The organism is Parafannyhessea umbonata (assembly GCF_900105025.1).
Taxonomy (GTDB): domain Bacteria; phylum Actinomycetota; class Coriobacteriia; order Coriobacteriales; family Atopobiaceae; genus Parafannyhessea; species Parafannyhessea umbonata.
This window is the reverse complement of record NZ_LT629759.1, coordinates 254,278-277,297: the sequence shown is the minus strand read 5'-3', so window position 1 is coordinate 277,297 and position 23,020 is coordinate 254,278. Positions and strand designations below refer to the sequence as shown.

The following is a 23,020-nucleotide window of genomic DNA, read 5'->3' as shown; positions in this document are numbered from 1 at the left end:
GAGGGCACCATGGACCAGTTCTTCTCGCTCTTGATAGGCTATGCGTTTGGCTGCTTTCTGACGGCGGACGTGGTGTGTCGTCGCTTGGTGGGAAAACCCGTGTTCCAGGTGGGCGTGGGCAACCCCGGCATGGCGAACGTGGGTCACGAGCTGGGCACGAAGGCGGCCGCGCTCGTGCTTGCCGGAGACATCGCCAAGACGCTCGCCGCGTGGCTGGTGGCGCGGGCGCTCTTCCCCGCCAACGCCGCGGTGTGCGGCCTTGCCGCCACCACGGGCGCCACGATCGGGCACAACTTTCCCGCGTGGCACCGCTTCCGCGGCGGCAAGGGCGTGACCACCACGTGCGCGGCCATCATCCTGGCCGCGCCGGCACTGGGGATCGCCTCGGCCGTGGTGGGCCTCGTGGTGGTGCTGTTGAGCGGCTACCTGTGCGTGGGCGCCGAGGCCATCACGATCACGTTCTTGCTAGCGTGCTGCGTGGCGTACGGTCCCACCAGCGCGTATGCCGCATATGCGCTCGTTCTGGCCGCGCTCATGCTGTGGGCGCACTGGAGCGCTCTTGTGGCGGCCGCCCGCGGCACGCAGCCGCGCGCAAGCATCTCCGTCACGTTCTGGAAGAGGTTGCGCCGCGGGAAGTAGCGCTCCCCGGAGGGTGGTCCTTCTCGCCTGGGCGAGAAAAGCGGCGGCACCGGCCGCGGCACCGGCGGCGCTAGCGGCCGCCGTCCGGCCTGTCCGCCCCGGGGGAGGCGTCCAGCACGTCGAAGCGGTTGACGCCCATGAGGATCTGCTGCACGTCGAGGGTGCCCCAGATGGTGGAGCCGCGCTTCTGGCCGTGCACGTAGACGCGCACGTTCTGGCGGCTGCCGATGATGGAGCGCGACCACTCCATGCGCTCGATGTCACTGTAGCGAATGGTGCGCTTTCGCCCCACGAACGGCGTGATCACCATGCGGTCGCGATACGTGACCACGCTGTAGCGGCGCATCACGAACCACAGGCAGAACGTGGTCGCCACGAACGAGAGGAAGAACGAGAGCACCACCAGCGGGCTGGCCGCGAACGCGCCAAGCGAGCACAGCCACGTGAGCGCCGCTCCCAGCACCGCCATGAACAGCATCACGACGGAGAGCGTCCGCATCAGCATGACGGGAACCACGTACGTGTCGTGGTGGCGGTGGTGCCGCTCTGCCATGCCGGAATCGGCCACGCGCTGGCACACCAGGGCGACGATGGGCAGGGCGACCATCACGAGGCACAGGGTAAGCCAGCTCATGCGGCCTCGCCTCCCACGCCACGACGGCACGCGCGCCATCGTATGCCCTTCAATCCCATTGCGCTTCCTCTTGTTCCGGATACCGACCCCCTACAGGATAGACGCACCATAGCGCCCCGCACGCCACGCTCTGGCATGCGGGTCGCATGGCATCGCCTGCGGTAATGGTACCGCCCAGCGGCACGAACGGGGCCGTGGGCGGCACCGCGCGCTATGCCTGGGGCACGGCGAACTTCGCGACCAGGCGCTCAAGCAGGTCCACCGTCAGCTCCAGGCTGCGCACGGGCACGAACTCCCGCACGGAGTGACACGAGTAGCCTCCCGTCGCAATGTTGGGGCACGGCAGCCCGCGGAAGCTGAGCTCCGCGCCGTCGGTTCCGCCGCGCACCGCGACGACCTTCGGGTCGAGCCCCACCTCTCGGTTCGCCTCCAGCGCGTGATCGATCAAGAACGGGCAGTCGCCAAAGCGCTCCGCCATGTTGCGGTACTGCTGGCGAATGTCCACGGTGACGGTGCCCTCGCCGTAGCGTGCGTTCAGGAACGCCGCTATGTCCCGCAGCACCTGCTGCCTGCGCGCGAAGGAGTCGGCGTCGAAGTCGCGGATGATGTAGCCAAGCTTCACCTCGCTCGCGGTGCCTCGCACGTCGATGGGGTGATAGAAGCCCTCGCGGCCCTCCGTGTGCTCCGGGCGCTCCGCCGCGGGCACCATCTGCTGAAACTCGCTCGCCACGGTGATGGCGTTCACCATGATGTCCTTCGCGCTGCCCGGGTGCACCATCACGCCGCGCACGGTGACGGTGGCCTCCGCCGCGCTGAAGCACTCGTAGTTGAACTCGCCCAGGGCCTCGCCGTCCACGGTGTAGCACCACTTCGCGCCAAAGCGGTCAAGGTCAAGCAGGCGCGCGCCGTGGCCAATCTCCTCGTCCGGCACAAACGCGACCTTCAGCGTGGGGTGCGGCAGCTCCGGATGCGCCGCAAGGCGCGCCACCAGCGCGCAGATCTCCGCGACGCCGGCCTTGTCGTCCGCCGAGAGGAGCGTGCTTCCGTCGCTCACGACAATGTCCTGGCCCACGAAGCCCGCCAGGTCCGGAACCTGGGCCGTCGTGGTGACGACGGGCTTTCCGTCCACGAAGCCGTGCACCAGGTCGCCGCCCTCGTAGTGCACCACGTGCGGCCTCACGCCGGACGCCGGCGCGTCGAACGAGGTGTCGATGTGGGCGCACAGCCCCAGCGCGGGCAGCTCCTCCGCACCGGCGGAGGCCGGCAGGCTCGCGGTCACGTACGCGTGCTCGTCCACGCGCACGTCCTCGCAGCCAAGGGCGGCAAGCTCTTCTCCCAGAAGCCTTGCCATGTCGTGCTGGGCGGGGGTCGAGGGCGTCTCGACCTCGTTGTCGGGGTTGGACTGCGAGTCCACCTGCACGTAGCGCATGAAGCGCTCGAGCACGTCGGACTGCTTGGGCTGGTATGCCATGGGGTCTCCTCTTGTCGTGATGGCGGTGCCTCCGCGGGCCTTGGCCGCACGGACGCCGGTCCCGGCGGCGTGTCCGCCGAGCGGTATCGCTTGTTGACCCTTGTATGGTACCCCGTGAGGCGCACTCCATTCCCGCGCATCCGGGGCCGCGCGGCCCCAAAGTGATACGCTAGGAAACCATGCGCAGGTCACGGGCCCCGTCGACCGCCGCGCACACCGCAAACGCACGTGCCCGCCACCACGCGGGCGCAAGACTGCTGCAAGGAGACTCCCTCACATGTCACTTCGTCGACGCTGGCTGCCCATCCTGCTCGCAGGAGTGTTCGTGGTGGCGATGGTCGCCGCCGCGGGCGCGCTCCGCTGCCCAGAGGTTCTCTTCCCCGAGACGGCCGCCATCCTCTGCGGCGCGTGGATCCAGCCTCACCAGGCCTGGAACGTGAACCGCCCCCGCATGATCGCGCTCATGTGCGCAGGCGCCGTGTTCGGCACGGCCGTGAACCTGCTTCTGCCCTGGCCGCTGTGGCTGCGCGCCCCCCTCGGCTTCCTGTTCTGCGCGACCCTCATGAACGTAGCCGGCGCGGACATGACGCCCGTGCTCTCCGCGGCGATCCTGCCCATGGTCCTCGGCACCAGGGAGTGGGCGTACCCCGTCGCGGTCGCGGTGATCGTGAGCCTCGTCTGCGCGGGACAGGTGGCCCTCGAGCACCTTGGCCTGCGCGAGAAGATCGACTTCCGTCCCTTCCGCCTCCCCCTGCGTCAGACCCTCCTCGGCTGGGGGCGCCGGTTCCTGGTGTTCTGCGTCCTGGCGTGCCCGGCCTTCGCCACCGGCAACGCGTTTCTGGCCGTGCCGCCGCTTTTGGTGGCGTACACGGAGCTCACGCGCCCGGACATGACGCTGCGCCTTCGCCCGCGTCGCACGTGGTGCACGCTCGCGCTCGCAGCCGCCATCGGCTGCGTCGCCAGAAACGCCGTCGAGGCGCTCGGCGTTCCCACCTGGGCCGCGGCGGCCCTCGCATACGCGGCGCTCGTCCTCGTGTGGGACCGCATGCGCGTGTGGATGCCGCCGGCGGGCGCCCTCGTCCTGCTGGCGCTTCTGGCGCCGTGGCCGGGACCGTGGCTGTACTTCGCTGAGGCCGCAATCGGTGCGGCCGTGTGGGTGGCCAGCGCCATCTGGCTCTTCCCCGGCATCCGCCCCGGACAGGACGGCGCCCCCGCGGAGGACTGAGCCGCGCACGGCCACGACTCCCCGCACGACGCGGCCTTGCGAACGCGCGCTTGGCACACGCGCCACCTCACGCCTCACACCACAGAGCCCTCCTCAAGCGACGTCGCCTGAGGAGGGCTCACTTTCACGCACATTCCCACGTATCCGCAGGTAAACACACTAAAACAGCCGAGAAGGACACAATCTCAGACAACGTCGGTTGCGGCTCAGGCAACGTCGTCTGAGGCACAGGCGACGTCGCCTGAGGAATTGGCTGCATCACCTGAGACAGGCCGCCACGGTCCCGCGGAGGTGCCCCGGCACGATTCCGCCGCGCCACCACGGCGGTCCCGCAGCGGTGCTGCGCCGCTACCTCACACCGGCGCGGCGCTTCGCGTCCTCGATCGCGTCCAACTGCTCGCGGGTAAGGTGGATGCGTCCCTCTCCCCTGCCCACGGTGACGCCGCCGTCCTCGTCCACCATCGTGCCATAGGCCGCGTAGCCGCCGCTCACGGGAGCACCCTCATTCACGATGTGGTCCTCCAGCTCGCCCTTGCGGCGCAGGCGGCCGTACTCCTCGAAGTTCGGGATCACACGCTTCGTCGGGTCGTCCTCGTTCGTCAGCGTGAACTTTGCGTTAGGATCACCGGCGGCCTGAGCCTGCTTGAAGTTCTCCTTCGCCACGCTGATCATCAGCTTGATGCGGTTAAGCTGGTTCACCTCGGACGCACCGGGGTCGTAGTCGACCGCCACGATGTTGCTCTCGTGGTGCATCTGGCGCAGGCGCTTAATGACGGACTTGCCCACCACGTGGTTCGGCAGGCACGCAAACGGCGAGCACACGATGATGTTCGGCGTGCCGCTCTCGATGAGGTCGCACATCTCGGCGGTCAAGAGCCAGCCCTCGCCCATCGTGTTGCACAGCGACAGGACCTCGGACGCCTTCGCCGCAAGCTCGAAGATGCCGCCGTACGGCTCGAAGCGCTCGGACGCCTCCAGCATCTTGTTGATGGGCTTGCGCATGCCCTCCAAGAAGTCGATGGCACCCTTGTGCGTCACGCGGCTCACGGCCTTCGTGCCAAGCTCGCGGTTCATGTTCACCTGGTTCGAGACGCCAAACAGGAAGAAGTCCACAAGGCCGGGCACGTCCGCCTCGCAACCCTCGTTCTCGATGACCTTCACCACCTGGTTGTTCGCCGTCGGGTGGAACTTCACCAGGATCTCGCCCACCACGCCCACGCGCGGCTTGCTGCGGTCGTTCACCAAAGGCAGCCGGTCGAACGAGCGGATGGTGTCCTCGCAGAGGCGATAGAACTCGCGACGACCCATGCCGCCGATCTCGGCCTTCACGCGACTCATGAAGAACTCGTACTCGCGGTCCGCCGCGCCCTTCTCCGCCTCGTACGGTCGGGTGCGATACAGGCACTTCATCAGAAGGTCCCCGTAGAGAAGGGCGTACACCGCGCGCTTCAGCAGCCCCGGCTTCAGGATGTTCCATCCCGGGTTGTCCTCGTCGAGTCCGCCCGCGACGGAAAGCGAGATGACGGGGATGTCCGCATGCCCGGAGTCCTTCAGCGCCTTGCGGATGAGCGCGATGTAGTTGGTGGCACGGCAGCCGCCGCCGGTCTGGCTAATGAGCACCGCCGTGCGGCTCAGGTCGTACTTGCCAGAGAGCACGGCCTCCATGATCTGGCCCGTCACCAGGATGGACGGGTAGCAGATGTCGTTGTTCACGTACTTAAGGCCCGTGTCGACGGCCTTGTGGTCGACGGACGGCAGCAGCACCAGGTTGTAGCCGGCGGAGCGAAGCAGCTGCTCCACGATCTCGAAGTGGATGGGGCTCATCTGCGGCGCGAGGATGGTGTAGCCCTCGGCCTGCATCTCCTTGGTGTAGCGCACCTTCTTGAACGCGGCGCTCTGGGCCTTGCGGTACACGGGCGTGCGACGGCTCAGGTCCGTCTGGCGCGCCTGCTCGAGCGAGCCGTCCGCCATGTGTACGCCCACCGGCGCCTCCTCGACGGCCGTGCCGGCAGCGGTCTTGCGCTCCAGCTCTGCGCGCTCCTCCTTCAGCGCCGCCATGAGCGAGCGCACGCGGATGCGCGCGGCGCCCAGGTTGGACACCTCGTCGATCTTGAGCACGGTGTAGATCTTGCCCGAGGCCTCCAGGATCTCCTGCACCTCGTCGGTCGTGAGGGCGTCCAGTCCGCAGCCAAAGCTCTGCAGCTGGATCATGTCAAGGTCGTTGCGCATCGCCACAAAGCGCGCGGCGCGGTACAGGCGGCTGTGGTACATCCACTGGTCGACCACGCGGATGGGCCGCTCGGGCGACATCTTGTGCGCCACGGAGTCCTCCGTCAGCACCGCGAAGCCAAAGCCGTGCAGCATCTCGGGGATGGCGTGGTTGATTTCGCCGTCGTTGTGGTACGGGCGGCCCGCCAGCACGATGCCATGCGCGTCGTTGTCCTCGATCCACTTCAGGGTCTCGTCGCCCTTGCGGTGCATCGCGTCCTTGAACGCGAGGTCCTCCTCCCAGGCGGCGTTCACGGCGGCGTCCACCTCGGCGCGCGTCAGGTCCGGGCCCCTGAAGCGGCCCTTGCCCGCCTCGGCGTCCTCCTTGCGCTCCACCTGCAGGATCTCGTACAGCCTGCGCTTCAGCTCGCTCTTGTCGTCGTACGGGATGAACGGGTCCAGGTACTCCACGCCGGGCGCGGAAAGCTCGTCCACGTTCAGCCCCAGCGCCTGCGGGTAGCTCATCACGATCGGGCAGTTGTAGTGGTTCGTTGCGGTGTCGTCCTCCTGGCGCTCCCAGCGAATGCACGGCATCCAGATGAAGTCGGGGTCCTTCTCAAGAAGGTTCATGATGTGGCCGTGGGAAAGCTTCGCCGGGTAGCACACGGACTCGGACGGCATGGACTCCGTGCCGGCCTCGTAGGTCTTGCGGGTGGTCTTGTCGCTCAGCACCACGCTGAAGCCCAGCTTCGTGAAGAACGTGTGCCAGAACGGGTAGTTCTCGTACATGTTCAGCGCGCGCGGGATGCCCACGGTGCCGCGCGGGGCCTCATCGGCCGGCAGGCTCTCGCGGTCAAACAGCAGGCGGTTCTTGAACTCGAAGAGGTTCGGGGCCTTGGACTGCTCGCTCCTGGGCTTGCCGGAGCCCTTCTCGCAGCGGTTGCCCGTGATGAAGCGGCGGCCGTTGCCAAAGCTGTTGATGGTCAGCAGGCAGTTGTTGGAGCAGCGCCCGCAGTGCGCGTTGGTGTGCTTCACCTTCAGGTTGTCGATCTCCTCGCGCGAGAGCAGGCCGGAGGTCCCCGCCGCACCGGCGCGGTCGCGGGCGAGAAGAGCCGCTCCGTACGCGCCCATCGTGCCGGCGATGTCGGGCCTAATCACCTCGCGGCCCGTGAGCAGCTCGAAGGCGCGCAGCGTCGCGTCGCTCATGAACGTGCCGCCCTGCACCACCACGTACTTGCCGATCTCGTCGTAGTCGCGCAGCTTGATGACCTTGAAGAGCGCATTCTTGATCACGGAGTAGGAAAGGCCGGCGGCCACGTCGCCTATGGTAGCGCCCTCCTTCTGGGCCTGCTTCACGCGAGAGTTCATGAACACGGTGCAGCGGCTGCCCAGGTCAACGGGGTGCTCGCCCTTCACGGCAGCGGCGGCAAACTCCTGGACGGTCATGCCCATGGAGTCCGCGAAGTTCGCGATGAAGCTGCCGCAGCCAGAGGAGCACGCCTCGTTCAGGCTGATGTGCTCGATGATGCCGCCGCGAACCTGTAGGCACTTCATGTCCTGGCCGCCAATGTCCAGGATGAAGTTCACGTCGGGCACGAAGGCCTTGGCGCCGCGCAGGTGCGCCACCGTCTCGATCTCGCCGGAGTCCGCGCCCAGCGCCTCGATCAGGATGCCCTCGCCGTAGCCCGTCGTCGTCACGTGACCAACCACGCAGTCGTCGTTCAGGTGGTCGTAGATGTCGTCCATGATCTTGCGGGCCGTACCCAGCACGTCGCCGTTGTTGTTGTCGTACCACGTGTACAGCAGCTCGCCGTCCTCGCCCACCACGGCGGCCTTCATCGTGGTGGAGCCGGCATCCAGACCAATGAACACGCGGCCGTGGTAGTCGGCCAGGCTGCCCTTCTGCACCACCTGCTTGTCGTGGCGCTCCTTGAACTCGCGGTAGTCGTCCTCGGTCGCAAACAGGGGGTCCAGGCGCGCAACCTCGGTGCCCTGCGTGTCGCCCAGGTTCTCCAGGTCGCTTATGACCTTCTCGAACGTGACGTACTTGTCGCTCTCGCCGGCCAGCGCCGCGCCCGTCGCCACGAAGAGGTGGGCGTTTTTCGGCACGATGCGGTGCTCCTCGTCCAGCTTCAGCGTCTTATAGAAGCGCTTGCGCAGTTCGGAGAGGTACTGCAAAGGTCCGCCGAGAAACGCCACATACCCACGTATGGGGTGTCCGCACGCCAGGCCGGATACGGTCTGGTTCGCGACGGCCTGGAAGATGGAGGCCGCGACGTCCTCGCGCGCGGCGCCCTCGTTCAGGAGCGGCTGCACGTCAGACTTCGCGAACACGCCGCAACGGCTCGCGATGGGGTATATGTGCGTCGCGCCCTTCGCAAGCTCGTTCAGGCCGGTGGCGTCCGTCTCCATGAGGGATGCCATCTGGTCGATGAACGCGCCGGTTCCGCCTGCGCACGTGCCGTTCATGCGCTGCTCGATGCCGTTGTCGAAGTAGATGATCTTCGCGTCCTCGCCACCGAGCTCGATGGCGCAGTCCGTCTGCGGAATAAGCGCCTCGACGGCGTGCTTCGACGCGATGACCTCCTGCACAAACTCCACTCCCAGCCACTGCGCCAGCAGCATGCCGCCGGATCCGGTGATGGACACGCGCATGGGCACGTTGCCCAGGGCGCGCTCCGCCTTCTGGAACACCTGCTTCGCCGTCGCCTTCACGTCGGTGTGGTGGCGCTCGTAGTTCGCGTAGATCAGGTTGTCGTTGTCGTCGATCACGGCAAGCTTCACCGTGGTCGAGCCCACGTCGATGCCCAGGCGCAGGTGTGCGTGCGTAAGGTCGATGGGGTTTTTCGGGCTCAGCTCGGCGTCTACCTGCTTCAGCTCCACGGCCTGCCTTGACTCCGCCTGGCGGGCGTTCGAATCTGCGGTGTTAGTCATCGTTTCTCTCCTTAAGATTCAACAGGCCAAGGCCTATCGCGAACTTCGGAACGTCAAAGTCGATGGGACGGCCGTACAGGTCGCCGGGACGCACAAACATGAGCGCCGTCATCAGGCGTGCCATCACGCCCACGCTCTCGCGCATGCCACCGGTGAGCCACTCCACGAGGACGCCCACCTCGGCGCTGACCGCAAATGTCAGGTAGTAGTCGAAGAACGACCCCATGGCACGGGCGTCCAGGCCGTCCAGCGCGCGATCCGTCACGACGCTGCGCACCATGTCCTTGATGCGCTGCGCAAACGCCGGGTCGCCGCCCTTGCCCAGAAGCGCCCCCAGGTACAGGCCCCGGTCCTTGAAGTACTGCAGCAGCTCGACGGAGCCGGGGCACGGCTCCATGTCCGCGATGGCGCGCTCCAGCTGCTCAAGGTCCACGCGGGAAATGTCCCCAACCAGCCCGCGCAGGTCGGCGATCGTCTCCTCCTCGGTCTGGTTCACCAGGTCCTGGATGTCGCGAAAGTGAGAGTAGAACGTCCGCCTCGTCACGTCCGCCCGCTCGGTCACGGCGGTCACGGTCACCTGCGACAGGTCACCCGTCGCCTGGATCTCCGCCGCAAGCGCGTCGCGCAGCGCCCGACGCGTCCGCGCGGACCTGCGGTCCACCGTTGCGGAGGGCGTCCTCCTGCCCGTCGCGGCACCATGCATGATGGTCTTGCCCATGTGCCTCACATTCTTGCTCAACGTGCGCAATATTTCACAGCTTGTGTAGTATTACACAATCTGAGAAGAACCGTTCCTCCGCCTCGCGCCAATCACGCAACTGGCACAGTTAGGCCGATGCGGAATCTCGCCCGCCCATCGCCCCCACGTAAAGCGCGGATAACGCTTTCGTTCGCTATGCATGCACTAATATGAAATCCAACGGCAATAGTAATCTGTATTTATGTAATTCAAGGCGTCTAATATAACCGTCCTGTTACGAATGTGCCGTTTCGCGAGCCAGTTGATGCGCAAACGTCGATACTCTCGTGCAACGCACGGAGCAACCCCCGGGCGCTACCAGCGTGGCAACAAAGACGATCGCCGCGAAAGTAAATAGGGACGGAGCAATCATGCAGAACAAGATCCAGAACGTCACAGAAACCGCTACAGACCACGGCATGTCAAGGCGCCAGTTCGTCAACCTCTGTGGACTCGGGATCGCTGGCATGGGCACCATCAGCCTGCTCGCGGGCTGTGGCGGCAGCCCCAAGTCCGACTCTGGTTCCTCCGAATCCGCATCGAGCGCGTCCTCCAAAGGCACCAAGGAGTACATCCTCGCCAAGAAGGGCACCCTCATCGGCGTGTCGGACATGTCCTATCCCCCGCTTGAGTCCATCCCCGACGGCGGCACCAAGCCCGAGGGCTTCGAGATCGACATGATGGACGCCCTCGCCAAGAAGCTCGGCCTCACCATGGAGTGGCTGCCCGCGACAAAGTTCGACACCATCATCCCCCTCATCAAGCAGGGCGGTAAGGCCGATGTCGGCGTCTCCGCGTTCACCATCACGGACGACCGCAAGAAGGAGATCGACTTCACGAAACCGTATCTCAACTCCAACCAGGGGCTCGTCAACCGCAAGGCGGACGGCAAGGTGAGCGAGGATGCGCTCAACACCAAGGACAAGCAGGTCGCGGTCCAGTCCGGCACCACCGGCGAGTCGTGGGTGAAGGAGAACCTCCCCAAGGCCACGTGCGTTCCCCTGGACGATGCGATCCAGGCCATGACCGGCGTCCAGTCGGGCCTCTACAACGCGGCGGTGCTCGACCTTCCCGTCGCTTCGTACCTGTGCACCAAGTCCTACACCGATCTCCAGGTCGACCTCCAGATCGCCACGGGCGAGCAGTACGGCATCGTCGTCAGCAAGAAGAACGTCAAGCTGCGCAAGGACCTCGACGCCGCCATCAAGGCGCTCAAGGACGACGGCACCATGGACACGCTCCAGAAGAAGTGGTTTGGCACCACGCTGTAGCCACACCACACCGACAGCGCGTCGCTCGTCCCGGTCGCCCGTCCACACGGGTGGCCACCCCAGACTGCACCATCCAAAGGAAGGAACAGGAGCATGAAGCTCAACACCATGTCTCGTCGCGACTTCGTCCAGCTCTGCGGCCTCGGCGCCGCAGGCATAGCCCTCTCTGGCTCGCTTGCCGCCTGCGGCTCCTCCGGCACCACCTCGTCCGCGACGTCCAGCTCCGGCTACACCCTGGTCAAGTCCGGCAAGCTCACCATGATCTCCAACTTCTACTTCCCGCCCTTCGTCTCCATGAACGAGAAGACCGGCGACTTCGAGGGCTTCGACGTGGACGTCTACAAGGCCATCTGCAAGAAGCTCAAGCTCAAGCCGCGGATCCTTCCCTCCGTCCAGTTCGATACCATCGTCCCCACCATCAAGCAGGGCGGCAAGGCGGACGTCTCCATCGGCGCCATCACCATCACGGACGACCGCAAGAAGGAGATAGACTTCACCAAGCCGTACCTGGACTCCAACCAGTCCATCGTCGTGAAGAAGGGCTCCACAGCCACCACGCAGGAGCAGCTCAACGCCAAGGGCATGCAAATCGCGGTACAGTCCGGCACCACCGGCGAGTCCTGGGCGCAGGAGAACCTGCCCAAGGCCACCGTCGTCCCCCTGGACGACATCATCCAGGCCATGACCGGCGTCCAGACGGGCCTGTACAACGCGTGCGTCGCAGACCTCCCCGTCACCAGCTACGAGATCAAGCAGGCCTACGGTGACCTCCAGATTCCCGAGGGTGGCGAGATTCCGACCGGCGAGCAGTACGGCATCGTCGTCAGCAAGAAGAATCCCGGTCTCACCAAGGCCATCAACAAGGCCCTGAAGGAGCTCAAGAGCGACGGCACCATGGACGCGCTCGAGCAGAAGTGGTTCGGCACGACAATCTAGCGACTCAACCACCTGCGCATATGCGACACTGTCACAAGCTCGGCCGCGCTTCGCTGCTTGTGTTAGGCTATGTGACCCGTGACACCAACGAACCATAACGCAGCCGAGAAGAACGCACCCTCCCACCCCAACGCACACCGCCCAAGAAGGGGCGCCGCATCCAGTGGATGCGGCGCCCCTCTCATTACTGCTCGTTACTTCTTGCTGCTCGTTACTTCTTGTTGCTCGTTACTTCTGGACGGTCAGGTGGATGGCAAACCCCGCGATCTCCTCCTGGAAGTAGACCAGGAAGGTCTTTCCGTCCTTCAGCACGCGCGATGACTCGTTGATCTTGAAGCCACGCGCCTCGAACCACTTCTCCGCCGCGTCGATGTCGTCCACATGGAAGCCGATGTGACCCTTCGTCCCACGCCCGCGACCAGGTCTCATGACCTCGATGTAGTCGCTCGCGAAGAGGGACGCCGGGGCAATCTCCATGCGCGCAAGTCCCATCAGGCGCTGGAAGTCTCCCACGATCTTCTCCACGTCTTCCTCGGTCTCGGCATTGATGCCCACGTGCGCGAGGTACATGCCAAACAGCTCGCGCGGGTCCTCGCTCTTGGTCTGGTCCGCCATCTTCAGGTCCCCCTTGCCATTCCCGTCTTGCCATTGACCTGCCGGCGCCAAGCACGCAACGCCAATCGGCCTTGTCCCATTGTATGCAAAAGGCCCGGCTTCGCCGGACGATTATGCGACCGTTACCCACTCGATGCGGAAGGTGCACCCGTGCCGCGCGATAAGGTCTACAGGATGGAGCCCACCACGCCCGCAAGCGGCACGAGGACGATGGGCAGAAACGCGGCGGGAAGGATGTTTGCCACCTTGAGGTTGGTCACGCCCATGAGGTTGGTGCCCACGGCGAGCAGCAGGACGGAGCCGGTGACGCCCATCTGCAGGATGACGGCATCGCTCAAAAGCGGCCCCATCAGGCTTGCGAGCACGCTGAGGATGCCCTCGTACACCACAAGGCTCACGCCGCAGAACGGAACCCCGATGCCCATGGTGGCCGCAAGCGGCAGGCACACCACGAGGTCGATCACGCCCTTTGCGATGAGGGTGGACGGGTCGAGCTGGATGCCGGCGGAGATCGATCCCAGGATCGCCATAGCACCGGTGCAGCAGAACAGGGTGGACGCGACGAAGCCCTCGCTGAAGTTGCCCAGGCGCTCGCTGCCGCTGAACAGCCTGTCAAGCCTGGCCTGCGCCCAGTCTCCCAGGCGTCGCACCCACTTGTCCAGGTCGATGGCGTAGCCCACGACGGAGCCCAGGGCCACGGCCGTGGTGACCACCGCGACCGATCCGCCCTTGGCCACCATGCCCTGCACGGCCACGAGCACCACGCACAGGCCCTGGCCCTTCAGGAGGAAGTCGCCCAAGTCGTCGGAGACGTGCCGCTTGAACAGCAGCCCCAGCACACCGCCCACGAACGCCTCGAGACCGTTCATGAGCGCACCAAAAAGCACCACGTTCTTCTCCCCTGATTGCGCAGGGCGGATGGCCTGCGGAAACGACATGCAGAAGTGAATGGTACACCAAGTGCGGCAACGCGGCGGCACTTGCGGCGCCTAGTGCCCCAGCAGGTCCACGAGGTCCTCCTTGCGCAGGCTCGAGAGCGACGCGCCGCCGCCCTCGCCCACCACCTGGTCGGCAAGCTCGCTCTTGGCCTCCTGCAGCGCCAGGATCCTGTCCTCCACGGTGTCGCGCGCTATGACCTTGTACACCGTGACCTCGCGCGTCTGGCCAATGCGGTGGGCGCGGTCCGTGGCCTGGTTCTGCGCGGCGGAGTTCCACCACGGGTCCGCGTGCACCACCACGGAGGCGCCCGTGAGGTTGAGGCCGGTGCCGCCCGCCTTGAGCGATATCAGGAACACGGGCGTGTCATCCTGGTTGAACGCGTCCACCAGCTGGATGCGGCGCTTCTTGGGGGTGGCGCCCGTCAGCATGAAGTGCGCGATGCCGCTAGCGTCCAGACGCCGCGCGATGAGGTCCAGGTAGCTTGTGAACTGCGAGAACACGAGCACCTTTGCCCGGGCGTCCACCACGCGCTCCACGAGCGAGAAGATCGTGTCGAGCTTTGCCGAGGGCCCGTCGTAGTCGTCGTACACCAGGCGGGGGTCGCAGCACAGCTGGCGCAGGCGCATGAGCTCCGCGAGCACCTGCAGCTTGCCGCGGGTGAACTCCTGGTCGGACTGGGACGCAAGCGAGAGGCGCAGCGCCTGCTCGTGCGCGCTGTACAGCCTGCGCTGCTCGCCGGAAAGCTGCGCATATACCACCTGCTCCAGCTTGTCGGGCAGGTCGCTCAGAACGTCGCGCTTCAGGCGGCGCAGCACGAACGGACCTATGGCCGCGCGCAGCCTGTTGGCGCAGTCCGCGTCGCCCGCGAGGATGGGGTCCTCGTACCTCTCGCGAAAGCGGTCGTAGCTGCCCAGGAGCCCCGGCATAAGGTAGTCGAATATGCTCCAGAGCTCGGACAGGCGGTTTTCGATGGGGGTGCCCGTGAGCGCGAAGCGGTGCCGCGCCGTGACAGCCTTCACCGCACGGGCGGAAAGCGTCTCGTGGTTCTTTATGTACTGCGCCTCGTCCAGGACCTCGCACCAGAAGTCCATGGGGGCATATGCCTCTATGTCGCGGCGCAGCAGGTCGTAGCTGGTAACGAGCACCTCGTGGCCGCGCTCGCGACGGATGCGGGCGCGCTCCGGCGCCGTGCCGACCACGGGCGCCACGTCCATCTGGGGCGCGAACTTCTGGAACTCCGCCACCCAGTTGTACACCAGGGATGACGGGCACACCAGAAGGATCGTCCCCCTGCCGCGGTTTGCGAGCAGGAAGGATATCATCTGCACGGACTTGCCCAGGCCCATCTCGTCCGCGAGGATGCCGCCAAAGCCCATGGCCGCAAGCGCGCTGAGCCACTGGAAGCCGGCGCGCTGGTACGGGCGCAGCCGCCCCGCGATGGAGGCGGGCGGCTCGAAGCGCGTGGGGTCCACGGAGCGAAATCCGTCCACGTACGCGCGGAACGACTCATCCTTCTGCTCGTCCGTCATGATGTTGTCGAGCAAGAACGCCTTGTAGCTGGGAATGCTCACCTCGCCGGCCGCAAGGTCGCGCGCGGTGAGGCCAAGCTCCTCCGCAAGGGCGGCCGCCTGCGAAAGGTCCGCGCCGGCAAGGTCCACGAACGAGCCATCGCGCAGCCGGTGGAAGCGCTGGTGGCGGCGGTAGCTGGCAAGCAGGCCAAACAGCTCGTCCAGCGGCAGGTCGTCCGCAGAGACCCTCAGGTTGATGAGGTTCGACCGCACGGAGAGCCCCACCTGCACCTTTGGCGCCTCGCGGCGCAGCATCCGGTCGAACGCGTCCGTCGCGTGGACGGTGCCCGCCTCGCGAAGACGGGCCATGCCGTCCAGCAGCAGCCTCGCAATGGCGGGGGTGTCCTTCTCGCCTATGGTCGCCACCGTGGCGCCCGCGGCCGGCAGCCTGAAGTACTGCTGCACCAGCTGGCGCGCACGGGCCTCACCCGCGGCATCGCGCGCGTAGTCTGGCACGGCGTCCGGATCGCGCGTGAGGACGGAAAGGCGGCGCGTGCCGTAGCTGGCCTCCGCGCGGCACGTCACGCCCTGGCGCGCGTGGTCCAGGTAGAAGTCCAGCCGCAGGGGCCGCGGCATCTGGTCCAGCACCTCCTGCGGCGCGTCCACGTGCATGGCCTCGCCCACGCGGGGCAGCACCGCGGCCGCAAAGCGCGGCACGTCGCGCTCGCCCAGAAGCATGCGCGTCGCGTGGCTGGAATACACGCTCGTAAGGAACGGCGCCACGTCCAGCAGCCGCTTTGTGCAGCGGAAGAGCGCGTCCCGCGTAAGCGCGTACAGGTGGCCCGGCGTCGTGAAGAACTCGGCCTCGCCCTCGCGCTCCAGGTCAAAGGCGCCGTGGCGCGCCTCCTTTATGCGCAGGCCCACCTGGGGGTCGCCGTCCGCAACGGTCACGTCGCGCGCCGGCTGCTGCACGCCCTCCGACACAACCTCGACCTCGAGCGTGCGGCCAACGTGCAGCGCTATGAGCTCGTCCAGCTCCGGCGGGGAAAGCCGCAGCTCGCGGCCTATGGGCGTCTGCAGCCCCGGCATGCCAAACACGCGCGGCGCCACGCGCGAGGACGCAAAGGAGCGCCTGTTCTGCACGGCGCGCACCACAAGCTCCGCCACGGGACGCGACGACGCGTCGAACATGTCGAGCGAGTGCACGAACGCGAGCTTCTTGCCGTACTCGTGAAACGCGCCCGCCATGATGTCCTGCGCAAGCTCGCCCACGTCGCGCACCACGTACGAACCGCGCGGGCCCCAGATCCTCAGGCGCAGGTACCAGTCGTGCTCGCGCTCGAGCGTCACCTTCAGGCCAACGGTCCCGGGCGTCGCGTCCGCCGCGGAGGCCACGCGCACCGGCGCCGGGGCGCACGCGCGGTCCAGGTAGTCGCCCAGCACGCGCGACGTGCTCGTCTGGTTCTGCGGGCTGTGGCCCCTGTACGCGTCGGCGTTTCGGTTGAAGTCCAGCGCCAGGGCGATGCTGTGCTTGCACGGCCCCGGGTAGCGCCGCGCTGCCGGGCAGGTGCAGTGGTAGTCGACCACCTCGTCCGCGGCCTCGTCTATGGTGATGCCGCAGCGGTAGTGGTCCTCGTAGCCGCTCGAGCTGTCAACGCACGCCTCGATGCTGGTGCAAGAGCCGCTGTAGCTGCAGGTACGGTTCCATATGCGGTCGCTGCGCTGCGCGATGATGCGCCCGCGCCCCAGCACCGCCGGCCTGCAGACCTTGGACAGCGACTTCTCTGATATCAAGCGGCGACCTCCCGTTCCCCTGTCCTGCACGACGCCGCGCCTCCGCCGCCTGCAGCGACCCCGGACGTACGACCCTGCGGGCCGCCCGCAGACCCGCGTGGGCGAGAAGAACGTGCTTCCGTCGTTGGTACCGCTACATAGGTACTTCGTTCCCATTGTTGCAAAAACGGGCGCCTCGCGTATCTCTCTAGCGTAGCGGGTTTCGCACGCGGTGGACGCGTGTTTCTCCAAATGGCGCCGTCAGTCGCGCACCTTCGCGCGCGCCAGCGGGCCCAGCCCAAACTGGCTCACGGTGATCGCCACGAAGATGAGGGCGAAGCCCGCCATCAGAGGCGGCGTGACCCTCTCGCCGTAGAACACGATGGAGAACAGCACCGCAAACACACTCTCGAGCGAAAGCAAGAGCGCCGCCTGCGCCGGCGGCACGTGGCGCTGGCCCACGTTCTGCAGCAGCAGGGCCGCCACGGTCGAGCCCAGCACCACGTACGCCATGCACCCCCAGAAGCGCGGCGTCAGCGCGGCGAAGCTCGGCAGGGGCTCCGCCGCCAGCGCCACGGCGGTGCACAGCACGGCCGCGAGTGCAAACATCACTGTCGTGATGACCATGGCGTCGTGCGCGCGCCCAAAGCGGCCCACGGCCACGATGTTGAGCGCGAAGAACAGGGACGAAACCAGCGTCACCACGTCGCCAAACCCCAGGCCAAAGCCGCGCTCGCCGGAAAGCGCCAGAAAGCCCACGCCCGTCAGGCACAAAAGCGCGGCCACCACGCTGTTGGCGCCGGGCCGCCTGCGCAGGAACGCCCAGTTCAAAAACGGCACCATCACGCAGTACGTCGCCGTGAGGAACGCGTTGCGCCCCGGGGTGGTGCCCGCGAGGCCCACGTTCTGGATGATGAACGCGATGGCCTCCGGAAGGCCAATCACCACGCCGGCCAGCACGTGGCTCGCGTCCAGGTAGCGCGCGAGCCTGCGGTGGAAGACGACGATCATCACGAGCGTCGCCAGGCAGAAGCGCACCGCGATGATCCAGATGGGGGTCATGGCGTCCAGCGTGTCCTTCAGGACCACGAACGCGCCTCCCCAGATGATGGCCGCAAGCAGCAGACCCAGCTCGAACACCCACACCGGCGGCTCGCGGCGCGCACCCGCGGCGGCCGTGCCCGCGGCGGCGCCCTCCCGCAACGGCTCCTGCGCGCACTTACGCACCTCTTCCCTCGACACTACAGCCTTCCCTCCCTGGCCTCGGCCCTCAGCTCGTCAGCCTGTCGGCGGCCGGGCGCAAACTGGCTCACCAGGACCGCCCCGAAGATGAGGGCAAACCCCGCAAGCAGGGAGGGCGTGATCTTCTCGCCATAGAACGCGACGGAAAACACCGCCGCAAACACGCTCTCGAACGAGAGCAAGAGCGCAACCTCGGACGACGGCAGGTGCCGCTGCGCAACGTTCTGCACGAGCAGCCCCACGACGGTGGACGCAATCGTTATGTATGCCAGCTGCGCGGCGAACTCCGCCGTGAAAGCGGAGGCCAAAGGCGCCGGCTCAAGCGCGACCGCCCACCCCATGCACACGAGCGCGCACGTCACCAGCATCAAGAACGTCAGGCACACGGCGTCGTGCGCGCGCCCCAGACGCCCGACGGCCACCATGTTCGACGCGTACATGAGCGCCGAGAAGAGCGTGAGCCAGTCGCCCGCGCCCAAGCTCAGGCTCTGGCGTCCCGTGAGCGACAGCAGCCCGACCCCGGTCAGGCACATCACCGCCGCGACCACGTTGTTTGCACCCGGCCGGCGGCGCTCCACCGCCCACGCCAGAAACGGCACCATCACGCAGTACGTCGCCGTGAGGAAGGCGTTGCGCCCGGGCGAGGTCTGCGTAAGCCCCAGGTTCTGCAGCAGAAAGCCCAGTGCCTCCGGCAGGCCCACCACCACGCCGGCCAGCACGTGGCTGAGGTCGATCGTCCGCGCGATGCGCCGCCTAAACGCCACTCCCAGCACAATGGCCGCCAGCCCAAAGCGCATCGCGAGCAGCCACGACGTGGCCACGGCCTCCATCGCGTCCTTGATGACCACGTACGAGGCGCCGTACGCCACGGTGGTCAGCACCACGGCGACGGCATACGCCCAGCTTGGTATGTCACGGGGAGTCTTCATCCCACCGATTATATGGCATGGGCAGCGCCGCCCCGGGCGAGAAGGACGTGCCACGCGGGCTCGAAGCCCTTACCCACGCGGTACGACGGACGCCAATCGCAGCACCAAATGACCACTCTTCCGCGTCAAGTCACGCCTCGAGCGATATTTCTACCGAACTTGAATGTATTGTGGCGACAAACACACGCCGTGGCATAAAATGGGTCTGACCGGCCGCATGGGCCAGTCACACACCGGACAGTGGCGCGCGGGACAAGGCCCGACGCGCTTGATGTGGTGGAGAGGAGAACCATGCAGTATTCCGCAGAAGTGGAGCGTATGTGCACTGTCGCCAAGGGCGCATACCACGGTCCTGCGCCCATTCCCGAGGAGGGCAAGTGGGTCCAGGCCAAGGAGATCTCTGACATCTCTGGTTACACGCACGGTGTAGGCTGGTGCGCACCCCAGCAGGGCGCCTGCAAGCTCAGCCTCAACGTCAAGCAGGGTGTCATCGAGGAGTGCCTGATCGAGACGATCGGCTGCTCCGGCATGACGCACTCCGCTGCCATGGCTGCCGAGATCCTTCCCGGCAAGACCATCCTCGAGGCGCTGAACACCGACCTCGTCTGCGACGCCATCAACGTCGCCATGCGCGAGCTCTTCCTGCAGATCGTCTACGGCCGCACCCAGACCGCGTTCTCCGAGGACGGCCTGCCCGTCGGCACCGGCCTCGACGACCTTGGCAAGGGTCTCCGCTCCATGGTCGGCACCACCTACGGCACCAAGGCCAAGGGCGCCCGCTACCTCGAGCTGACCCAGGGCTACATCACCAAGATGGCCCTGAACAAGGACGACGAGATCATCGGCTTCGAGTTCCTTAACCTCGGCAAGTTCACTGACGCCATCAAGTCCGGCACCGATCCCAAGGAGGCCGTCGAGGGCGCCATGGGCCGCTACGGCCAGTGGGACAACCCCGCCAAGGTCATCGATCCTCGCGAAGAGTAGGAAGGGAGCTGAATACACATGGCAATCACGTTCGAAGGCTACGAGCGCCGCATCGACAAGATCAACAAGACCTGCGCAGAGTACGGCATTGCTGACCTTGAGGAAGCTCGCAAGATCTGCACCGACCTCGGCTTCGATCCCTACCAGATCACCGAGGGCATTCAGTCCATCGCGTTCGAGAACGCAAAGTGGGCCTACGTCCTTGGCTGCGCCATCGCCGTCAAGAAGGGCGTAAAGACCGCGTCCGAGGCTGCCGCCGCCATCGGCATCGGCCTGCAGGCGTTCTGCGTCCCCGGCTCCGTTGCCGAGGAGCGCAAGGTCGGCCTGGGCCACGGCAACCTGGGCGCCATGCTGCTGGGCGAGGACACCGAGTGCTTCGCGTTCCTGGCCGGTCACGAGTCCTTCGCGGCCGCCGAGGGCGCCATCGGCATCGCCAACAACGCCAACAAGGCCCGCAAGAAGCCGCTGCGCGTCATCCTGAACGGCCTTGGCAAGGACGCCGCCCAGATCATCGCCCGCATCAACGGCTTCACCTACGTCCAGACCAAGTTCGACTACTACACCAGCGAGCTTGAGATCGTGCGCGAGGTCCCCTACTCCGATGGCCCGCGTGCCGCCGTCAAGTGCTACGGTGCCGACGACGTCCGCGAGGGCGTTGCCATCATGTGGCACGAGAACGTCGACATCTCTATCACCGGCAACTCCACCAACCCCACGCGCTTCCAGCACCCCGTCGCTGGCACCTACTTCAAGGAGCGCGTCCTGGCCGGCAAGAAGTACTTCTCCGTCGCCTCTGGTGGCGGCACCGGCCGTACGCTGCACCCGGACAACATGGCCGCAGGCCCTGCCTCCTATGGCATGACCGACACCATGGGCCGCATGCACTCCAGCGCCCAGTTCGCCGGCTCCAGCTCCGTGCCTGCGCACGTTGACATGATGGGCCTCATCGGCATGGGCAACAACCCCATGGTCGGCTGCACCGTCGCGTGCGCCGTCGCCGTCGAGGAAGCCCTCACCAAGTAAGGCTTGCCCCACAAGAGCAGCATGGGGCCCGTCACCTTGTGGCGGGCCCCATTCTTATGGCGCATGCGTGCGCCGCGGGCGAGAAGAGCCGCGCCCCCTCGCCCCGGCACGCTCGGCGCGATGCCGGTACGGGTTTCCGGCGTTGGGGGCGCCTGACCTACAGCGTCTCCGCAAGGCTCACGATTGCCTGGACAGTCGCCTCCACCTGCTTCCCGCCAGAGACCGTGGCCTTACCGTCGCCGTCCTGCCTGCCGTAGCTGCCAAACCCCGCGTGGTTTCCGCCCTTGATCTCAACCTCGCGGTAGTCTTGCGGCAGGTTCGCAAGGCAGCTCTTGTACTTGTCGCGGTTGAGCACGCCATCGCGCGTTCCCAAGACAAGCAGGACGCGAAGCCCGCTCTTGGAAATGTCGCCGGAAGAGTATGCCGCAAGCAGCGCAAGGCCCCGGTACTCGCTCGCGTGGTCCCCGGCATAGCTTGCGGCCATCGCGCCTCCCAGGGAGTGGCCGCCCATCATCCATGGCACGTCCTGGGGGTCGCGCCCTTCCGCCCTCAGCGCATCCTCAAGCTCGCCGCGGCTACGGTCCGCCGCGTTTGGCGCAAGCACCGCAAGGTTCTCGGGCATCCGGGTGAGCGCGCACGCGATGCCACGCTCCGCAAGGCTCCGCAGCAGGGGCGCGTACGCGGTCGCCTCCACCTTGCCGCCGGGATAGAACACGAGCGCCGCGCTGACGCGACCCGCGTCTTGCGGCACAAACAGCACGTCGCCGCTGTCGAGCCGCTTCACCCGCACGTCGGAAGAGGTCGCAAGCGCCTCCCGCGCGGTCGCCGTCGCATGGCTGTAGCTTGCGGCGTAGATGTGGATTCCCAGGCCAAGGGCGAGCACGGCCGCCACAAGCGCCACGGCTATCCCCAGCAGCACCCTGCGCGCGCGATGGCGCCTCCCATGACCCCGCCCTCCGCCAAGAGGGACGTTCTTCTCCCCGCGTCTGCCCATGCGAGCTCCCTTCAAAACGCATTCGGATTGACTCAGGCTAGCACGGACGCGTCGCGGCAGCGCGCGGGCGAGAAAAACTTTTATGCCCGCAGCAGGCGTCGCGGGAAGCGCCGCCAGCATGCCCGCCACAAAAAAAGGGACGCCCCCGTGGGAGCGCCCTTGCAATAAACCGAAGTTGACGTGTTGCCCGAAGGCGACATCGCGCGCCAGGCCCTAGAACATGCCCAGGAAGCCGTGGACGAAGAGCGCCGCGAGCGCCGCGCCCACAAACGGGGCGATGCCCGGCACGATCAGGCCGTACTTCCAGTTGTTGTCGCACTTGCCCTTGATGGGAAGCAGCTGGTAGGCAAGGCGGGGGCCAAGGTCGCGGGCCTGGTTCATGGCAAAGCCGGTGATGCCGCCCATGCCCATGCCCACGGCCCACACGATGATGCCGACGGCGATGGCAAGCAGCAGGACGTTGTCGCCGGCGCGGCTGGCGGCGGCGAGGATGGCGGAGATGAAGACGAAGGTGCAGGTGGCCTCGCAGAAGAAGTCACGCGGGAGGTTCTGGACCACGGGGTTGGTGCTGAAGATATTGCGCTTTGCGACGGCGCTGACCTCGGGGTCGCCCTCGGACGCCTTGAAGTCGTCCGCGTACATGAACCACGCCAGAATCGCGCCGGCAAACGCGCCCAGCATGTCCGCCACGACGTACGGCACGAAGTTTGACCAGGGCACCAGGCCGATCATGCACTGGGCAAGCACCATGGCCGGGTTCATGCAGACGGCGCCGCCAAAGATGAAGAGCGCGACGGAGATGCCAAACGACCACGTGGTGATTGCGAACATGTGGCCGGAGCCGTGGTACTTGGTGCCCTTGAGCACGGTGTCGCAGTGAACCCCGACACCGAACACGATCATGAGGGCAGTGGCCCCAAACTCCGCCAGAACGTTGTACGGCATTACTTCTCCTT

General features: G+C 66.4%; 17 protein-coding genes. 6 read left to right on the top strand and 11 right to left on the bottom strand.

Annotation, left to right across the window (positions count from 1 at the left end; translation table 11 throughout):
- Nucleotides 1-9 precede the first annotated feature (9 nt).
- Nucleotides 10-639, top strand: a complete 630-nt coding sequence (locus BLT96_RS01350; protein ID WP_090861289.1) for a glycerol-3-phosphate acyltransferase — start codon at nucleotides 10-12, stop codon at nucleotides 637-639.
- Between the two features lie 70 nt (nucleotides 640-709).
- On the opposite strand, the gene BLT96_RS01345 is transcribed toward BLT96_RS01350, so the two are convergent.
- Together BLT96_RS01345 and pepT are read right to left on the bottom strand one after the other, a co-directional pair.
- Nucleotides 710-1,273 (bottom strand): hypothetical protein, encoded by a 564-nt coding sequence (locus tag BLT96_RS01345; RefSeq protein ID WP_090864075.1) that lies wholly within the window; start codon nucleotides 1,271-1,273, stop codon nucleotides 710-712.
- Nucleotides 1,274-1,484: 211 nt separating this feature from the next.
- Complete coding sequence (gene pepT, locus BLT96_RS01340) at nucleotides 1,485-2,744, bottom strand: peptidase T (RefSeq protein ID WP_090861288.1); 1,260 nt, start codon at nucleotides 2,742-2,744, stop codon at nucleotides 1,485-1,487.
- A 277-nt stretch (nucleotides 2,745-3,021) separates the two neighbouring features.
- Between pepT and BLT96_RS01335 the strand changes: the two genes are divergently transcribed.
- Nucleotides 3,022-3,969, top strand: a complete 948-nt coding sequence (locus BLT96_RS01335; protein WP_090861287.1) for a hypothetical protein — start codon at nucleotides 3,022-3,024, stop codon at nucleotides 3,967-3,969.
- Between the two features lie 348 nt (nucleotides 3,970-4,317).
- Here the strand turns inward: BLT96_RS01335 and BLT96_RS01330 are convergent, their stop codons facing one another.
- Together BLT96_RS01330 and BLT96_RS01325 are read right to left on the bottom strand one after the other, a co-directional pair.
- Nucleotides 4,318-9,111 carry a 2-hydroxyacyl-CoA dehydratase gene (locus BLT96_RS01330; protein WP_090861286.1) on the bottom strand — a complete coding sequence of 1,598 codons (4,794 nt, stop codon included), beginning with the start codon at nucleotides 9,109-9,111 and terminating at the stop codon, nucleotides 4,318-4,320.
- Entirely contained in the window at nucleotides 9,104-9,829 is a 726-nt protein-coding gene (locus tag BLT96_RS01325) for a TetR/AcrR family transcriptional regulator (RefSeq protein ID WP_229769566.1), read from the bottom strand. Before BLT96_RS01325 ends, BLT96_RS01330 begins: the two co-directional genes overlap by 8 nt.
- Nucleotides 9,830-10,221: 392 nt before the next feature.
- Between BLT96_RS01325 and BLT96_RS01320 the strand changes: the two genes are divergently transcribed.
- Together BLT96_RS01320 and BLT96_RS01315 are read left to right on the top strand one after the other, a co-directional pair.
- Complete coding sequence (locus BLT96_RS01320; protein WP_245719290.1) at nucleotides 10,222-11,121, top strand: ABC transporter substrate-binding protein; 900 nt, start codon at nucleotides 10,222-10,224, stop codon at nucleotides 11,119-11,121.
- 93 nt (nucleotides 11,122-11,214) lie between these two features.
- Nucleotides 11,215-12,057, top strand: a complete 843-nt coding sequence (locus BLT96_RS01315; RefSeq protein WP_090861285.1) for an ABC transporter substrate-binding protein — start codon at nucleotides 11,215-11,217, stop codon at nucleotides 12,055-12,057.
- Between the two features lie 228 nt (nucleotides 12,058-12,285).
- On the opposite strand, the gene BLT96_RS01310 is transcribed toward BLT96_RS01315, so the two are convergent.
- From BLT96_RS01310 to BLT96_RS01290, 5 genes are all read right to left on the bottom strand, one after another.
- Complete coding sequence (locus BLT96_RS01310; protein WP_090861284.1) at nucleotides 12,286-12,672, bottom strand: VOC family protein; 387 nt, start codon at nucleotides 12,670-12,672, stop codon at nucleotides 12,286-12,288.
- A gap of 167 nt (nucleotides 12,673-12,839) precedes the next feature.
- The gene (locus BLT96_RS01305) at nucleotides 12,840-13,562 is read right to left on the bottom strand and encodes a DUF554 domain-containing protein (RefSeq protein ID WP_090861283.1); all 723 of its coding nucleotides are present in this window, start codon (nucleotides 13,560-13,562) and stop codon (nucleotides 12,840-12,842) included.
- A gap of 99 nt (nucleotides 13,563-13,661) precedes the next feature.
- Nucleotides 13,662-16,913, bottom strand: a complete 3,252-nt coding sequence (locus tag BLT96_RS01300) for a DEAD/DEAH box helicase (protein WP_090861282.1) — start codon at nucleotides 16,911-16,913, stop codon at nucleotides 13,662-13,664.
- Nucleotides 16,914-17,153: 240 nt separating this feature from the next.
- Nucleotides 17,154-18,134 carry a DMT family transporter gene (locus BLT96_RS01295; protein ID WP_090861281.1) on the bottom strand — a complete coding sequence of 327 codons (981 nt, stop codon included), beginning with the start codon at nucleotides 18,132-18,134 and terminating at the stop codon, nucleotides 17,154-17,156.
- Nucleotides 18,134-19,063, bottom strand: a complete 930-nt coding sequence (locus tag BLT96_RS01290) for a DMT family transporter (protein WP_090861280.1) — start codon at nucleotides 19,061-19,063, stop codon at nucleotides 18,134-18,136. Before BLT96_RS01290 ends, BLT96_RS01295 begins: the two co-directional genes overlap by 1 nt.
- 291 nt (nucleotides 19,064-19,354) lie before the next feature.
- Here BLT96_RS01290 and BLT96_RS01285 point away from each other — a divergent pair, with 291 nt between their 5' ends.
- Together BLT96_RS01285 and BLT96_RS01280 are read left to right on the top strand one after the other, a co-directional pair.
- Nucleotides 19,355-20,047: an iron-sulfur cluster assembly scaffold protein gene (locus BLT96_RS01285; RefSeq protein ID WP_090844861.1), complete on the top strand. Its 693-nt coding sequence runs from the start codon at nucleotides 19,355-19,357 to the stop codon at nucleotides 20,045-20,047.
- 18 nt (nucleotides 20,048-20,065) lie between these two features.
- Entirely contained in the window at nucleotides 20,066-21,070 is a 1,005-nt protein-coding gene (locus tag BLT96_RS01280) for a GGGtGRT protein (RefSeq protein ID WP_090844859.1), read from the top strand.
- A 157-nt stretch (nucleotides 21,071-21,227) separates the two neighbouring features.
- Here BLT96_RS01280 and BLT96_RS01275 read toward each other — a convergent pair whose 3' ends face one another.
- Both BLT96_RS01275 and larD read right to left on the bottom strand, forming a co-directional pair.
- A complete protein-coding gene (locus tag BLT96_RS01275; protein ID WP_090861279.1) occupies nucleotides 21,228-22,064 on the bottom strand; it encodes an alpha/beta hydrolase in 837 nt (278 codons plus the stop codon).
- 213 nt (nucleotides 22,065-22,277) lie between these two features.
- The gene (larD, locus tag BLT96_RS01270) at nucleotides 22,278-23,009 is read right to left on the bottom strand and encodes a D/L-lactic acid transporter LarD (RefSeq protein WP_090861278.1); all 732 of its coding nucleotides are present in this window, start codon (nucleotides 23,007-23,009) and stop codon (nucleotides 22,278-22,280) included.
- Nucleotides 23,010-23,020 lie beyond the last annotated feature (11 nt).

Coding starts and splice junctions, on each gene's coding strand:
- BLT96_RS01350 (WP_090861289.1), top strand. CDS start 10: ATGGACCAGTTCTTCTCGCTCTTGATAGGCTATGCGTTTGGCTGCTTT.
- BLT96_RS01345 (WP_090864075.1), bottom strand. CDS start 1,273: ATGAGCTGGCTTACCCTGTGCCTCGTGATGGTCGCCCTGCCCATCGTC.
- pepT (WP_090861288.1), bottom strand. CDS start 2,744: ATGGCATACCAGCCCAAGCAGTCCGACGTGCTCGAGCGCTTCATGCGC.
- BLT96_RS01335 (WP_090861287.1), top strand. CDS start 3,022: ATGTCACTTCGTCGACGCTGGCTGCCCATCCTGCTCGCAGGAGTGTTC.
- BLT96_RS01330 (WP_090861286.1), bottom strand. CDS start 9,111: ATGACTAACACCGCAGATTCGAACGCCCGCCAGGCGGAGTCAAGGCAG.
- BLT96_RS01325 (WP_229769566.1), bottom strand. CDS start 9,829: ATGGGCAAGACCATCATGCATGGTGCCGCGACGGGCAGGAGGACGCCC.
- BLT96_RS01320 (WP_245719290.1), top strand. CDS start 10,222: ATGCAGAACAAGATCCAGAACGTCACAGAAACCGCTACAGACCACGGC.
- BLT96_RS01315 (WP_090861285.1), top strand. CDS start 11,215: ATGAAGCTCAACACCATGTCTCGTCGCGACTTCGTCCAGCTCTGCGGC.
- BLT96_RS01310 (WP_090861284.1), bottom strand. CDS start 12,672: ATGGCGGACCAGACCAAGAGCGAGGACCCGCGCGAGCTGTTTGGCATG.
- BLT96_RS01290 (WP_090861280.1), bottom strand. CDS start 19,063: ATGAAGACTCCCCGTGACATACCAAGCTGGGCGTATGCCGTCGCCGTG.
- BLT96_RS01285 (WP_090844861.1), top strand. CDS start 19,355: ATGCAGTATTCCGCAGAAGTGGAGCGTATGTGCACTGTCGCCAAGGGC.
- BLT96_RS01280 (WP_090844859.1), top strand. CDS start 20,066: ATGGCAATCACGTTCGAAGGCTACGAGCGCCGCATCGACAAGATCAAC.
- BLT96_RS01275 (WP_090861279.1), bottom strand. CDS start 22,064: ATGGGCAGACGCGGGGAGAAGAACGTCCCTCTTGGCGGAGGGCGGGGT.
- larD (WP_090861278.1), bottom strand. CDS start 23,009: ATGCCGTACAACGTTCTGGCGGAGTTTGGGGCCACTGCCCTCATGATC.